Genomic DNA, 13,843 nt, shown 5'->3' on the forward strand with positions numbered 1-13,843 from the left:
CATGAATGCTAAAATTTCAGTGCCGAAATTCCTGTATTTTGTTGGAGAAAACTGCTTTGAGTCTCGATCGGCAATCAAAACTAGCTGTAACTCTGGGAGATCCGGCGGGAATTGGCCCGGAAGTGATTCTCAAGGCATTGGCCGATCCCCCTGCTGCTTTGATGGTGACGGTTTTCGGATCTAAGAGAATTTTGCAGCAAACTTACGATAAGTTGCGATCGAGCAATCCAGCAGAAGCGGCAAATCCCGAAACATTAAATATTATTGATATTGAACCAGACAGCAAGTGGGGCTCAATTGTCCCCGGTGTCGGGAATGCTGCTAGTGGGGCGGCTAGCTTTGCGTATATGGAACAGGCGATCGCCCGTACCATCGCCGGCGAATTCTCGGCCATTGTCACCGGCCCCATTTCCAAAACTTGCTGGCAGGCGGCCGGTTACAATTATCCCGGACAAACAGAACTCCTCGCAGAAAGGGCAAAATCGCAGCGATTCGGAATGCTGTTTGTCGCCACATCTCCCCACAGTGGCTGGACGCTGGTAACTTTACTCGCTACCACACATATTTCCCTGCGTCAAGTACCGGATGCTTTGACTCCAGAATTGCTCAGCGAAAAACTAGAATTGCTGATAGACTGTTTGCGGGAAGATTTTGCGATCGAAAGACCGAAAATTGCGATTTCTGGCTTAAACCCTCACAGTGGGGAAAATGGCAAACTGGGAAATGAAGAGCAAGATTGGATGATACCGTGGTTGGAAACGCAGCGCGATCGTTTTCCTCAAGTGCGGTTAGACGGGCCAGTACCCCCGGATACCATGTGGGTAAAACCGGCTAAAGTTTGGTACGGCTTAGCCAAAGAAGCTCACGACGGTTACTTGGCAATGTATCACGACCAAGGCTTGATTCCAGTCAAATTGATGGCTTTCGACAAAGCAGTCAACACTACAATTGGCTTACCCTTTGTCCGCACATCTCCCGATCACGGCACAGCTTTTGATATTGTAAGTCAAGGAATTGCCGATGCCTCCAGCATGAAGGCAGCATTGCAGTTAGCGGCTCAGTTGGCTAGTCGCAGAACAGCAGTTAAAATAGGGCGATAGCTTTAGTAAGCCTGACGCTGCGAAAAATTGTGTCATTCCTATTGATTTTCGCTGGGGTGAGGCGGCAAGCAAGCTGGTAATTTCCTTCGGTCGATAAAAATCAACTTTTGGTAGCTCAGTATGGCAGAATATAATGATAATCCAGGCAAAATATATCAGTCAGAAAAAGAAGTTTCTGATGCAACTCAGGCAAGTTCTAAAGCTGGAGAGCAACTTCAGGAATTGCTAGTCATACTGACTGAATTTCAGTTATTGAAAAAATCCAAAAAAGAGCCAAGCGAGCTGAAATTACCGCTTTCGGAAAAGTCGGTTCAGCGATTAGAGGATGAGGAAAATCGGCGCAAACAATTGTCTTTTCTGATCGAATCACCGAGTATTGTACCGGAAGTATTAACTAATGATGAAGAGATCCCCTCTCAAAGACGAGAAAACAATAATGAGGAACCAGATTTATCTATAGCCGGGAAGGTATCTCAAAAAAATCGACCGTCGGAGGAAGAATTAGAACAAGCAGTAGAGGAGTTTAAGCGGTTGCAAGAACTGCTGTTTGAAAGGGATTTACCGGAATTTTACAGTAATGTTTTGAGCGTGGAACAAAGGTTAGAAAATTTTGAGAAGTTGATGTCTGAACCCCAAGAGTTGATGACTTTACTGAAACCGTTAATTCCTGAGTTAGTGAGAGATGAATTAGAGGGGTTGAAGTCGGAATCAAAAAAGGCGATCGCACTCGCTAGCAGTAATAATAATCCGCTCGAATTGCAGGCAAAATTAGCGGATTTGGAAAATCAAATTGCTAATTTGAACCAGCAGCCACTGCCGAATGCAGAACAGTTAATGCAACGGGTGATGTTGGTGGTGGGCGATCTGCTCAACCGTAAGGTAGAGGAGTCTAAGTTAGAGGTAGCTTCGGCGATCGCACCAAAAGTCAATCAAGTAATTCACAATCAAAACGGACTTGAAGAACACGTAGTAAGAATTGAAGATAGAGTTGCGAATATTCAGCATCGTTACCAGCAGCAACCGGAAGATTTAATCAAGCAGCTAGTACCAGTAGTTAGCGAATTGCTGAACCGCAAAATTAGTGAATTAAAATCAGAGATTGTCGAAGCTGTTACCCCCTCAGTACAGGTAAGAATAGCTTGGGTAGAAATAGAAGAAAAAGTATTGAGCATCATCGAACGCCGACTGGCTACGCAACAGTCGCCAATTCAGAAGCCAGAAGAGATAATGGCGATGCTAATGCCGGCAATAACTGATTTGCTGAATCAGAAAATCGATGAATCAAAATTACAAGTAGCAGGGACGATCGAACCTTTGATACAATCAGCAATTCTTCAAAGAGAAGTTCAAGGAAAATTGAGCGATGTAGAAAGTAGACTAAATAATCTTCAGCGACAGCAAAAATCTCAGCCGGAAGATATAATGGCAAGGTTAATGCCGTTAATGATCGAGTCGCTGAACCGGAAAATCGAGGAGACAAAGTTAGAGGTGAGAGAGGCGATCGCACCTGGTGTCAACACGGCTATTCAAAACAGCGGTATTGCAGCACAAATATTAAATAATGAAACTAAGATTGTCGAAGTTCAGCAGCAAGTTTTAGCCGAGATAGAAGGGTTGATGGCAAGAATAATGCCAGTGATTGTAGAAATGCTGTCTCGAAACATCGGGGAAGCAAAACTAGAGATAGAATCTGCGATCGCCCCCGCTGTCGATGCCATCATTCAGAATAAAAAGATCGATCAAAGACTCGGGAAGATCGAACAACAGATTGTGGCGATCGAACATCGGATTTATGAATCGACAGACTTGTTTACCGATTTACTGAAACCTTTGATTGACGAGCTGATGGTTAGCCATCACGCCCAACTGCAAAAGTCTGTCATCGAATCTATTTTACCCTTGTTAGATGAAGTTGTAAGTTATAATTACAGACTCAACGATAAAGTAGGGGAACTCGATCGCAAAATTACTGATGCTGAATGGGGAGGCGATCGGGAAGAATTACTGGCACGAATTAAAATCATTTTTCCCGAAATGATGATCCAAACAATTAATGAGTCGAGAAAATCATTTGTCGAAACCATAGCTCCCATAATTGATGAAATAATTAATACCAAAACCCGAGAAAATAGACAATCGATGGGAGTCGCCATATCACCTGCTCTGACAGTGGGAATCAGCCACAGAATGAGTGAATCGCCCGATGAAATTGCCATGGCGATCGCGCCGGAAATGGCCAGCGCTATCAAACAGCAAATTCATCTCAAGCGAGAAGCAATGTCGGATGCACTTTATCCGATAATCGGCAGCACGATTTTAAAATACATCGCCGAGATGATGCGGGAAATTAATGAAAAACTAGAAGCCACTTTAAGTCCAGAGGTAATTAGTCGCAAAATTAAAGCAAAATTGCAGGGAATTTCTGAAGCAGAATTGCTGATGAAAGAAACAACACCACTGAGTGTTAAAGCTGTTTTTTTAATTCAAGCAAAATCGGGATTAGTAATTTCAGCAGTGCAGCATTCTGAACGCGAACAGCTAGAATCAGAAATGGTAGGGGGGATGCTGACTGCTATTCGGGCTTTTGTCAACGATTGCATATCTCAGTCTGGAAATATTGCCGAGATTGATGCCATAGAATACGGCACATCTACCATAGTATTGGAAGTAGCGGGTTCGTGTTATCTAGCAGTAGTGATGCAAGGAGAAACCCGCCAGTGGTTTAAGTACAAAATGCGATCGATATTTAACAATATTGTTCAAGAATACGGAGATCAACTTCAGTCATTTAACGGCGATCCAGCAACTGTGCCACCCGAAGTAAACTCGAAATTGCAAAAATTAATCGAGACAGATGTAAAAGTTAAATCTTCTAAACTGCCAATTTTACCCATTATCGGTTTGGCAGCGTTAGGTTTAATTGGCTTACCTTGGGGAATTCATCAATACCGCAGCGGAGTTGAAGCGAGCTTAGAAGCAGATACGAATTTAGCTTTACAATCTGCTCCAGAGTTATCGGTTTATCGGATCGCGGCAGATGTTAAAGATAAATTATTGGAGATTTCTGGACGAGTGCCGAATCAAAAGCTGCGATCGAAAGCGGAAAACATTGCTCAGCAAGCGGCTCCAAAATTAAGAATTGAAAATAAAATTATAGCCGTTGAAGTACCTCCTGATCCAGTTTTAGTCGAAGGCGATGTCAAGCGGACGGTAGCTCTTTTGAATAAAGTAGAAAGCATTAATATCTCAGCTCGCTATACAGAGGGAAAAGTCGCCGTTGCAGGCAGCGTCAGCAAAGTGCCAGATGCTCAGAAAATAACTCAAGCTTTTGAGAAAATTCCGGGGGTGAAGTCTGTAACAAATACAGTGATAATAGGAAATCCACCGCCACCAAAAATAATAATGCCAGTTCGCGTGTATTTCGGTGCTGGTTCGGCAAGTTTGCAGGCGAAAGATGTAGCACAAAAGCTTAGCAAAGTCAAGGAATATATGGAGAAAAATCGCACGAAGAATTTAAGGATAGTTGGCTACAGCGATTTGAAAAGCACTCCAGCCGAAAATCAAAAGTTGGCACTGGAAAGGGCGACAAATGTGAAAGGTATTTTGGTTAGACAAGGGATAAATGGCAACAGAATACAAGTTGCTTCTACTAAGGGTCGTCCCGAAGGTTTGGAGGCAAATCAACCCCTGTGGCTGAGCAGATTGGTAGTATTTGAGGTGATAAATTAAAATTGGGAATTGGAAATAGGGAATTGGGAATTGGGGATAGGGAATGGGGCATCGGGCATTGGGCATCGGGCATTGTTAATTGGGAATTTTCCCTAATGACTAATGACTTCTTTCTCTTAATTTATAGTAACTGGCAAGAAGGTTAGGACATTTTTTAGGGCTGAAAATATTGCTGTGACTCCATTTCCCTTCTTCCTTCTTCCTTCTTCCTTCTTCCCTCTTCCTCTTAAATTAATCGAACTCGGCCGGATGTAAATGCTTGTATTCGATCGCCCGCCAAGCATACTAACAAGCGGCCGCTTCCGTCAATGCCGGCGGCTTCTCCGCAGATGGTTTCCGACGCAAGTTCGATCGACACCGGGCAGCCAATCAGCGCATCACGGCGGCGCAATTCCGGCAAAAGTAGCGCTAAACCGGACTTGGAGGCTGGCTTGTCTGTGGTAGAAAACATATCGGCTAGTTCGAGTAAATAGTGCCGCAGTCGATCAAGCAAACACAGTTCATCTGGTACTGTACTAGCAATAGAATGCAGGCTTACCGCATTGCCAAGATCCCTTTCATCCAATCCCGCAGCCGCGAAATCTACGCAGCGGTTGAGTCCAATTCCCACAACGGCGCGAGTTTTGCCAGAAACATTGCTAGAAGTGGCTTCACAGAGAATTCCGGCTAATTTGTGGCGATGTATCCAAACATCATTCGGCCATTTCAGGCGCAGCATATCGCGGCATTCGGGAACCAAATCTTCGATCGCGTAAATCACCGCCAAACCGACTGCTAAACTGAGTCCGGGTAACAGATGGGGATTGAGATTGTCTAGGACAAAGCTCGCAGTAAAAACACCGGGCGGCGAATACCAAGTGCGTCCGTGTTGACCGCGCCCGCTGGTTTGCTGCTGAGTAAATATTACATCTCCGTGGTGAAGTTTGGCCGCGCGGGCGATCGCCCAACTGTTTGTACTCTCGCAGGTTTCTAACGAGTGCAGCCAGTGAGGGAAGTTTGGGCTATCGGTTGATTCTGGTGGAATTAATAGCTGTTCAGACAAGGTTTGATTTGTAATATTTGATATCTCAAAGCTGATTATCGCAGGCCAATCGGTTTTTTTTAGGTGATTTGGGCGATCGGCATTTTCCTCACTCATATCAAATCCGTTAGTATCGAAATTATTCATCTCTCTCTTCTCTTCCTCTGTGTTCTCTGCGTTCTCTGTGGTTAAATCATTCCCGTACAGCCGTAATTGATATCAGTCATGGACGCACAGAGAGTCAGAAACCCGGTTTCTACGATAAGAAACCGGGTTTGTTTAGCCTTATTATCACCCTCAAAAAAAGACAAGCAATCGCCCCACAATTTACGCTGATTGGTCTTGCATTTCCAGCAACTCAGGAACCGTCACAAACCGATATCCCTGCTGTTTCAAACCAGCAATCATCTCCGGTAAAGCCTTAACAGTACGAGATCGATCGCCCCCGCCATCGTGCATCAAAACGATCGCCCCCGGCTTCGCACCCTTCAACACATTATTAACAAAAGCCGACGGTTGAGCGCGCGGATCGGTATCCGCAGAAGTTACCGACCACATCACCACAGAATAATTCTGCTCCTTAGCATACTTAGCCAAACCATTATTCAAAACACCCCCCGGCGGGCGGAAGAAAGTAGTCTTAACTCCCGTCGTTTCGTAAATAAGTTTAGCCGTGCGATCGATTTCATCAGCCGCCGTCGCCGCATCCATCGCATCGTACCAGTGATGCCACGTATGATTGCCGATCGCGTGACCTTCTGCGACAACTCGGCGAGCAATTTCAGGAGAACTTTCGATAGATTGACCTAGCCAAAAAAAAGTTGCTTTAACATCATTTTGCTTAAAAATATCGAGCATTTGTTCCGTCGTTTCCGGCCACGGCCCGTCATCAACCGTTAAAGCAATAACTTTCTCAGAATTTTTGACTTTTCCTTCAAAAACTGTTGTTCCCTGAAACTCTTCCGGCGGCACAAAAGTCAAAAGTTTTTCTTTTGATTCCAATACAGTCAGAAGTTTCTCAATTGTGCGATCGACATTAAACGCTGTGCGATCGTCCCCTACTTCCTTTGCTAGCGGATTTACCGTTAAGGATTGGCTGAGATTCTGCACCTGCACCTGAGCGGTTGCAGGATTGTTGCTTCCCTGTTGGTTTCCTGGCATCAGCGTACCGATGACAAAGCTAATCGTAGCAGTGGCCAGGGCGATCGCCACAAAACGCCATTTTTTTCGCAGTCTATCAAACAGATGATGTCCGCTCACTTGAAATTCCTTTCACTCCACACTGCGGATAATGATAATGGGAATTTCAGGCAAAAAAAACTGAATTTTTTATAAATATCTCTCAGCGGGGATTGACAGCGGGATCCCAAGGGCGATCCCGAATGCGGGCGATTTGCGGGCGATCCCGATTGCGCCTATACAGACGAAACCAATGCCAAGTGGGTTGAAGAAATTTAGAAGTCGCCGTGGAGGTTGAGTGCGGCTCAAACTCAATCTGCTTTTCCAGAAGTGCCACCTCGCGCGACGGCGAGAATTCACAGAAATCGGAGTGTAGTACAGTTTTAATTTCAGATTTACCACGCGCTACACCACCAGTTCAGCAGCCGAAGGTCTTAGCCTTTATGGGTTTTGCGGGACTGGGAGTGTTGGTTTGGGCGATCGACCACCATTGAAAAAAACCAATTTCAAAAAAAGTTGTATTACCCCCTTGACATTTTCGTACTACACGATGTAGTATAAATGTATGGCGAAGGGGAAAGAGCTTCAAAGCTTTATCTCAAAAGCAATACGAACCTTGAAAACTGAATAAATAATTAATCATGTCACATAATTGCGGACATTTGGCGGTGTAGACTCCGGCAACAAAAGCCCAATCGGGTTGTAGTACGCGGAATCAACCGCCACCCCGTCCCAACTTGAGTAATTCAAGGACAGAATATTGTTCATTTTCGCGGGGGTATAGCTCAACCGGTCAGAGCAGTCGCCTGTCGAGCGAAAGGTTGCGAGTTCAAGTCTCGTTACTCCCGTCAAAGTCCCGTAGGCAAAAGTCAAGCCGTCTCCCCCTCTGGCGTGAAGATTGCGAGTGCAAACCTCGTCGGGACTCCCAGGTTAGGTGGTCGAGTGGTTGAAGGCATCGGTCTGCAAAACCGAATTTCGCGGGTTCAAATCCCGCCCTAACCTCTGTTCCCAATCAGAAATTAAAAATTAGAAATTAAAAGATTAAACTAACAGTCTTTTAATAGAAATTTTTAACTTTGAAAAGGAACGAAGCGAAAGTGACATTGCAGCGTAGCTTAATCGTAAAGCGCCAAGTTCATACCTTAATCAATGCGGGTGCAAATCCCGCCGCTGCCACCAAAAGCAGGGATGGTGTAACTGGCAACACTCTGGTCTCCAAAACCAGCATTCTGAGTTCAAATCTCAGTTCCTGTGCCAATTTATAGTGCTGTAGGCAAATGGTTTAAGCCGCTTGGTTTTCACCCAAGTGATTGCGGGTTCAACTCCCGTCAGCACTTCTCGTGGGTCGTTGGCAGAATGGTTTTGCAGCCGCCTTTTAAGCGGATGGATCGAGGTTCAATTCCTCGACGACCTACCAAAATTTCTATCTTGGGTCGGCCCTCCTATTGGCGTGGGTAGCTGTCTGTAAAACAGTAGCTTAAAGCGTTGCTGGTTCAATTCCAGCCTGACCCATTTGTAACTGCATTTAATCCGCAGTTGCAATCTTGAGAGCGTGGTGTAGCCGGATAACATCTCAGTTAATAAAACTGAAGATTGGGGGTTCAAATCCCTCCGTTCTCGCTCAGGAGAGGTGGCCGAGTGGCTTAAGGCGCTTTCCTGCTAAGAAAGAGCGGTTTAACAGCCGTCGAGGGTTCAAATCCCTCCTTCTCCGTTTTCCCCCGATAGCTCAGTTGGTAGAGCGCTTGTGTGAAGAACAAGAGGTCGTCAGTTCGATACTGACTTGGGGGATTGCGTTGCCTTATAGCTCAATGGTAGAGCAAGCGGTTGTTAACCGCTAGGTTGTAGGTTCGAGTCCTACTGGGGCAGCCATTTTTTTAATTGCCGGGTAGACAAATTGGTAAAGTCGCCTATCTCTGAAATAGGAGTTTCTGTAGGTTCAAAGCCTACCCCGGCACCCAATTATTGGGAAGTCGCCTAATCGTATGGCACCGCTCTTTGAAAGCGGCAAAATGCAGGTTCGATCCCTGCCTTCCCAGTTCTGCTATTACCAAAGCAGATAAATTACACTCCTGTAGCCCAATTGGCAGAGGCCGCAATTTCAAAAATTGTGTTGTGTGAGTTCAAATCTCACTCCCGAGTACCAAATTTTCAACTAAGTTTCTACTTGCTCCTGTGGCGGAATTGGCAGACGCGGCAGACTTAAAATCTGTTTTATTTTGAGTGTGAGTTCGAGTCTCACTAGGAGCATGAACGGGATGTAATTCAGCGGCCAGAAGCCATGCTTTGGGAGCATGGAGTCGTTGGTTCAAATCCAACCATCCCGACTTTACCCCTGTGATGTAATTGGAAAACATCACTCGTTCTGAACGAGTGTTTTTTGCAGGTTCGAGGTCTGTCAGGGGTATGAGGTTTTATTCAATCTCAAATCTCAAACCTCAAATCTCAAATCGGTTTTGCCCCTGTAGCCCAATCGGTAGAGGCGCTAGATTTAGGATCTAGTTAGTGCTGGTTCGATGCCAGTCAGGGGTATTTGGTGACATCGCGGGTGAAGTAGCCTGGGTAGGCTTGGAGGTCTCATAAGCCTCTTAATAGCAGGTTCAACTCCTGCCCCCGCCACCAAAAATGCAGGTGTGATTTCAGTTGACAGTTGACAGTTGACAGTTGACAGTTGATAGCGACCTCTACCTGGAAGCAAGAGGATTGGAGTAATGAATAGTCTTCTTTTAATTTCTCCCTACAAGGGTTCCGGCTTTAAACCAATTTTTTTTGGTAATTAACAACATGAGGGTTTCATACAGCCTTTTTGCGGGTTCAAATCTCACCATCTGCTTGGCGTGCTGGTGTAGCTCAATTAGGCAGAGCAACTGATTTGTAATCAGTCGGTTGTAGGTTCAATTCCTATCACCAGCCCCACAATTGCGGATATGGTGTAACGGTAGCATTCGAGTCTTCCAAACTCTAGGCACGAGTTCGAGCCTTGTTATCCGCTTGGCTAAATGAGAGGTTTTTTCAATCCAAAATCTCAAATTTCCAATCTAAAATCGGTTTGCGGGTGTGATGTAAAGGCTAGCATCTGAGTATGCCATTCTCAGCGCATGGGTTCGAGTCCCATCATCCGCTTTTGTAGTCCTGAGCTTCGATGGTAGAGCGTTTGCCTTACAAGCAGACGCGGGGTAATCTCCTGTCAGGACTACCAATTTATGGGAGTGTAGCTCAATGGATAGAGCGCCGCGCTTCGGACGCGGATGTTGTGGGTTCGAGTCCTACCACTCTCGTTGTTTTTGCTTTAATTTAAGGAGGTTGATTCCATTGAATGGATAATTTTTTATAGTAAGAGCGATCGCCCTTTGCGTGTCCCAATCTTTGGAGCCTACATACTTTAGTACGAGAGGAAAGGTAACGCTGTCAAAATCAGCGGGCGTTTGAGAACGAGGAGTGCATTGAACCCGGCAGGTTGGCTTGAAGGTAGCCATCCTTTAAAGAGTGTGTAATAACTCATCGGCGGAGTCCCTCTAGTAACTGAGAAAACGCAATGCTCTGATAACTTGCACGTCAAAGTGCGTGAAGTGCAGCTATCCCGTAGGGAATCACGCATTAACAAAAAACATGGGAGCGTAACTCAACTGGATAGAGTGTCGAGCTTCTACCTCGAATGTTGTGGGTTCAAGTCCTACCGCTCCTGCTGTCTGGGGTTCGTAGCTTAATTGGTAAAGCATCTAACTGGCTGTTAGAAAGATATCGGTTCAAATCCGATCGCAATCCACCACACCAATTTTAGATTTTAGATTTTAGATTTACTCGACAGGTGAATCTTTGACGCGGGGTCATAGCTCAATTGGTAGAGCGCTTGCTTTGCACGCAAGAGGCCAGGAGTTCGATTCTCCTTGACTCCACTTGCGGTGTCTGAAGCCAAAGCGGTAGCGGCGCTGGTTTGTGGAGCCAGTAATAGCGGGTTCAATTCCCGTCAGACACCCCTTGGAAGATGCCGCTAAACGGTTGGCAACCAGTCTTGAAAACTGGGGTACAGGTAACTGTAAGGGTTCGATTCCTTCATCTTCCTTTTAACCACCGGAAGTCGAAAAGCGAGACACCGTGCTGATAACGCGGGGATAGGAGGGGCAGTACCTACTCGGTGGATTGGTTATGATTTTATATATAAATAAGGGAGAATTATGGTTAATTTTTTTTACGAGGTTTGCTATCCTAAACTGAGCAAAATTATGGGGAGGTCGCCTAAGTGGAATGGCACCGTAAAAACTTTGGAAAAGCGGCTCCCAAAAGGACGATCGGGTTTGTTGAGTAGGGTAAAAAGTTGCTTCGCGACGTTCCCTGAAAATGCAAACTGGCAGCGGGTTGCGGAGGCACTGAAAGGAATTAACAGTCCGAGATGGGGGCAGTTCTCATCTGCTTGCGGGCAGTAAGGAAGCGCGTTTCCTGAAAGTTGCTGCCGATCGATGCGGGTTCGACTCCCGTCCTCTCCATTTGTAGTCTTTTCAGTTTATCAAAAGAAAGGTTAAATATGAGAAAACTAAAATATTACGTTGCTTGCACCGTTGACGGTTTTATTGCTCGCGAAGATGGCTCATTTGATTGTTTTCCTATGTCAGGGGAGCATTTCGCTGATTTGTTCGATTCCTTTCCTGAGACTATTCCGGCTCACGTTCAGGAAGCTCTTGGCATTCCTGCAGAGAACAAGCAGTTTGATGCGGTTTTGATGGGACGGAAAACCTATGAGGTAGGGCTAAATGTTGGTGTAACTAATCCTTATCCCAGCTTGAAGCAGTATGTTTTTTCGCGCACTATGGAAGCCAGTCCCGATGAGAATATTGAAGTGGTTTCGGACAATCCTATCGCATTGGTTAAGGAATTGAAAAAAGAAACGGGTAAAGACATCTGGCTCTGCGGTGGTGGGGCTTTAGCGGCAACTCTTTTTTCTGAGATTGACGAGATGATTGTGAAGTTGAATCCGGTAGTTATCGGATCGGGAATTCCTCTTTTTGCCCGTGCACTCGATCCCACTAATTTGGAACTTGCCGATCGCAAAATCTATAGCAACGGTTTCATCTTGCTTCATTATCGAGTGAAGCATTAGCAATCAAGACTTTATTCGTTGGAATTGCTGGGGGCAAAAAATGACTGAAGTGTTTACTACACAATGATTTTTTAGTAATTACACAAACCCTGAATTTTTAAGGGTGGTTAGCAAAGCGGTTATGCACCCGGCTTTTAACCGGTATCAGATAGGTTCAACTCCTATACCACCCATTTTTAAAGGCAGAAGCTAGAAGCTAGAGAATTAAATAGGTGTTTTGCCATTCGCGAGGGCGATCGTACTGTCGGTGCGGGCGTCGTCTCCAAAATTCTGAAAGAGTTGGATTTCTTCTATTTCGCGCAGGATAGTTCCTCTGTTCTCTTCTGATAAGTAAATCGAACATTTGAGACGAAAGTACCGATATGAAAGTCAAAATTAGCAACACCTATACCTTTCTCACCAACTACTTCTAGCGTCAATTCCCCGGAATGACCTGAACTACCAGGCTCAAACACAACATCGTTTTGACCTTGGGTAGGTGCCACAAATTTTACGCTGCCTACTCGCTGGATGATGGGCTGACAGCTTTTGATTGAATTCACAACTCCGGCATAATTCCAAAATTCTTTGGACGCCCATTGCTGTCTAACCTCAGCAGGGGCTGCTAGACCAGGAAAACCGTTGTTGTTAACCAAGATAAATGTTAAAGCGATCGCAGACGGAATTAAAATTCTCAACAATGAAACGATTAGATTGCTTGTCGATTTACTCCGCTTAAATTTCCCAGCAATACAAATTCCTAAAAGAGATAGCAAAAACGGAAAAAGTAAACCCCAAAATAACCCCGGCAACTTGTGTAGCAAAGTCGGCATTGATGAGTAGAAAGATGAGTAGAAATAGGCAACTAAGTAGCCGCTCACCAAACCGATGATGCAACCGAAAACCAGAAACAACGGCTCAATTTCCATTTCTTGTTCTGAAAGTTGTCGATCCACCACAGCAATGGTGTATAGACCCAGAAGATATAGCGCCAGAGCTGTCATTATCCACAAGTAAAACCACTCACCAAGTGTCGCTTGACGATAGTTCAAATAATTGCCTATGGATGTGAGGAATGTAATGTCAATCGCTGCTATTAAAAAGCATTCTAACCTATCTAATAGTGCAACGAACTTGTTTTTCATAAGGCGATTAGTTTTAAAAGTAGATAGTTTCTCGCCATTCGACTGTATCTTGATTTTTTACACAAGTCAATCTTGTATCTACGCTAATTGAAATGGTAATACAGATCGCTCGTGTGAAGATGTCGGTGAAGTTGGTCAGCGCGATTGTCCTGCGAACAGGCTTCGCGATCGCACTTTAATTAGGTATTGAATAAGGGCGATCGTGTAAAATAAAGTTGTTCTTTTAAGAAAATCCCTCGATTCTGCAATGAAAACGCTAGCTAAATGGTCTGTGGGCGACTATCACCGCATGATTGAAGCAGGGATTCTACGCGATCGCCGTGTGGAGTTGCTAGCTGGTGAAGTTTGCCAGATGAGTCCAGAAACCCCAATTCATTACAACACAACCAAACGAGGTACTAAATACCTCGAAGAACTACTCGCAGGTAAAGCTGATGTCCGCTTCAACGGGCCGATTACGCTATCAGACTCTGAAGCAGAACCAGATATTGCGATCGTGCGATTGCCGGAGTCTGCTTACAACTGTAGTTTAGACTAACCAAAGATGAGAACGGTGGCAAAAGAAGAACTAGAGCCACCGCGCTAGGAGAGAATGAGG

The 13,843-nt window shown here is 45.1% G+C and carries 7 protein-coding genes and 26 tRNA genes; 30 read left to right on the plus strand and 3 right to left on the minus strand.

All coding sequences use genetic code 11. The features are described 5' to 3' along the window. The first annotated feature begins 5 nt into the window (after positions 1-5). Positions 6-1,100, plus strand: a complete 1,095-nt coding sequence (pdxA, locus tag QUA58_RS14390) for a 4-hydroxythreonine-4-phosphate dehydrogenase PdxA (RefSeq protein WP_333251650.1) — start codon at positions 6-8, stop codon at positions 1,098-1,100. A 120-nt stretch (positions 1,101-1,220) separates the two neighbouring features. Further along, a complete protein-coding gene (locus tag QUA58_RS14395) occupies positions 1,221-4,829 on the plus strand; it encodes an OmpA family protein (RefSeq protein WP_333251651.1) in 3,609 nt (1,202 codons plus the stop codon). A gap of 226 nt (positions 4,830-5,055) precedes the next feature. Here QUA58_RS14395 and QUA58_RS14400 read toward each other — a convergent pair whose 3' ends face one another. Then, entirely contained in the window at positions 5,056-5,997 is a 942-nt protein-coding gene (locus QUA58_RS14400; RefSeq protein WP_333251652.1) for a biotin--[acetyl-CoA-carboxylase] ligase, read from the minus strand. Between the two features lie 180 nt (positions 5,998-6,177). Next, positions 6,178-7,110 (minus strand): polysaccharide deacetylase family protein, encoded by a 933-nt coding sequence (locus QUA58_RS14405; protein ID WP_333251653.1) that lies wholly within the window; start codon positions 7,108-7,110, stop codon positions 6,178-6,180. A 693-nt stretch (positions 7,111-7,803) separates the two neighbouring features. Between QUA58_RS14405 and QUA58_RS14410 the strand changes: the two genes are divergently transcribed. From QUA58_RS14410 to QUA58_RS14540, 27 genes are all read left to right on the plus strand, one after another. After that, a tRNA-Asp gene (locus QUA58_RS14410) sits at positions 7,804-7,877 on the plus strand. Positions 7,878-7,957: 80 nt separating this feature from the next. Continuing rightward, positions 7,958-8,031 (plus strand) — tRNA-Cys (locus tag QUA58_RS14415). A gap of 180 nt (positions 8,032-8,211) precedes the next feature. Beyond that, a tRNA-Trp gene (locus QUA58_RS14420) sits at positions 8,212-8,286 on the plus strand. A 6-nt stretch (positions 8,287-8,292) separates the two neighbouring features. Beyond that, positions 8,293-8,366 (plus strand) — tRNA-Glu (locus QUA58_RS14425). Positions 8,367-8,371: 5 nt separating this feature from the next. Continuing rightward, positions 8,372-8,446, plus strand: a tRNA-Lys gene (locus tag QUA58_RS14430). Positions 8,447-8,459: 13 nt separating this feature from the next. Beyond that, positions 8,460-8,541 (plus strand) — tRNA-Tyr (locus tag QUA58_RS14435). A gap of 34 nt (positions 8,542-8,575) precedes the next feature. Beyond that, positions 8,576-8,649 (plus strand) — tRNA-Tyr (locus QUA58_RS14440). A gap of 4 nt (positions 8,650-8,653) precedes the next feature. Further along, positions 8,654-8,740 (plus strand) — tRNA-Ser (locus QUA58_RS14445). Between the two features lie 4 nt (positions 8,741-8,744). Continuing rightward, a tRNA-Phe gene (locus tag QUA58_RS14450) sits at positions 8,745-8,817 on the plus strand. Between the two features lie 6 nt (positions 8,818-8,823). Further along, positions 8,824-8,898 (plus strand) — tRNA-Asn (locus QUA58_RS14455). Between the two features lie 10 nt (positions 8,899-8,908). Continuing rightward, positions 8,909-8,987 (plus strand) — tRNA-Gln (locus QUA58_RS14460). A 5-nt stretch (positions 8,988-8,992) separates the two neighbouring features. Continuing rightward, a tRNA-Gln gene (locus tag QUA58_RS14465) sits at positions 8,993-9,065 on the plus strand. Between the two features lie 130 nt (positions 9,066-9,195). Then, positions 9,196-9,276, plus strand: a tRNA-Leu gene (locus QUA58_RS14470). Between the two features lie 4 nt (positions 9,277-9,280). After that, positions 9,281-9,353 (plus strand) — tRNA-Pro (locus QUA58_RS14475). Positions 9,354-9,484: 131 nt separating this feature from the next. Then, positions 9,485-9,558: transfer RNA gene (locus QUA58_RS14480), tRNA-Leu, on the plus strand. A 307-nt stretch (positions 9,559-9,865) separates the two neighbouring features. After that, a tRNA-Thr gene (locus QUA58_RS14485) sits at positions 9,866-9,942 on the plus strand. 5 nt (positions 9,943-9,947) lie between these two features. Further along, positions 9,948-10,018, plus strand: a tRNA-Gly gene (locus QUA58_RS14490). 59 nt (positions 10,019-10,077) lie between these two features. Then, positions 10,078-10,149, plus strand: a tRNA-Gly gene (locus QUA58_RS14495). 5 nt (positions 10,150-10,154) lie between these two features. Further along, a tRNA-Val gene (locus QUA58_RS14500) sits at positions 10,155-10,225 on the plus strand. 6 nt (positions 10,226-10,231) lie between these two features. Next, a tRNA-Arg gene (locus QUA58_RS14505) sits at positions 10,232-10,304 on the plus strand. Between the two features lie 333 nt (positions 10,305-10,637). Further along, positions 10,638-10,711: transfer RNA gene (locus tag QUA58_RS14510), tRNA-Arg, on the plus strand. Positions 10,712-10,718: 7 nt separating this feature from the next. Continuing rightward, positions 10,719-10,795, plus strand: a tRNA-Ala gene (locus QUA58_RS14515). 54 nt (positions 10,796-10,849) lie between these two features. Beyond that, positions 10,850-10,922 (plus strand) — tRNA-Ala (locus QUA58_RS14520). 6 nt (positions 10,923-10,928) lie between these two features. Beyond that, positions 10,929-11,002: transfer RNA gene (locus tag QUA58_RS14525), tRNA-His, on the plus strand. Positions 11,003-11,006: 4 nt separating this feature from the next. Continuing rightward, positions 11,007-11,089 (plus strand) — tRNA-Ser (locus QUA58_RS14530). Positions 11,090-11,548: 459 nt separating this feature from the next. After that, positions 11,549-12,121: a dihydrofolate reductase family protein gene (locus QUA58_RS14535; protein WP_333394599.1), complete on the plus strand. Its 573-nt coding sequence runs from the start codon at positions 11,549-11,551 to the stop codon at positions 12,119-12,121. 101 nt (positions 12,122-12,222) lie between these two features. Further along, positions 12,223-12,294, plus strand: a tRNA-Lys gene (locus QUA58_RS14540). A gap of 117 nt (positions 12,295-12,411) precedes the next feature. On the opposite strand, the gene QUA58_RS14545 is transcribed toward QUA58_RS14540, so the two are convergent. Then, a complete protein-coding gene (locus QUA58_RS14545; protein WP_333394600.1) occupies positions 12,412-13,245 on the minus strand; it encodes a hypothetical protein in 834 nt (277 codons plus the stop codon). A gap of 247 nt (positions 13,246-13,492) precedes the next feature. Between QUA58_RS14545 and QUA58_RS14550 the strand changes: the two genes are divergently transcribed. After that, positions 13,493-13,783 carry a Uma2 family endonuclease gene (locus tag QUA58_RS14550; RefSeq protein ID WP_333394601.1) on the plus strand — a complete coding sequence of 97 codons (291 nt, stop codon included), beginning with the start codon at positions 13,493-13,495 and terminating at the stop codon, positions 13,781-13,783. Positions 13,784-13,843: the final 60 nt, after the last annotated feature.

This window comes from Microcoleus sp. N9_A1 (assembly GCF_036701795.1).
Lineage (GTDB): Bacteria > Cyanobacteriota > Cyanobacteriia > Cyanobacteriales > Microcoleaceae > Microcoleus.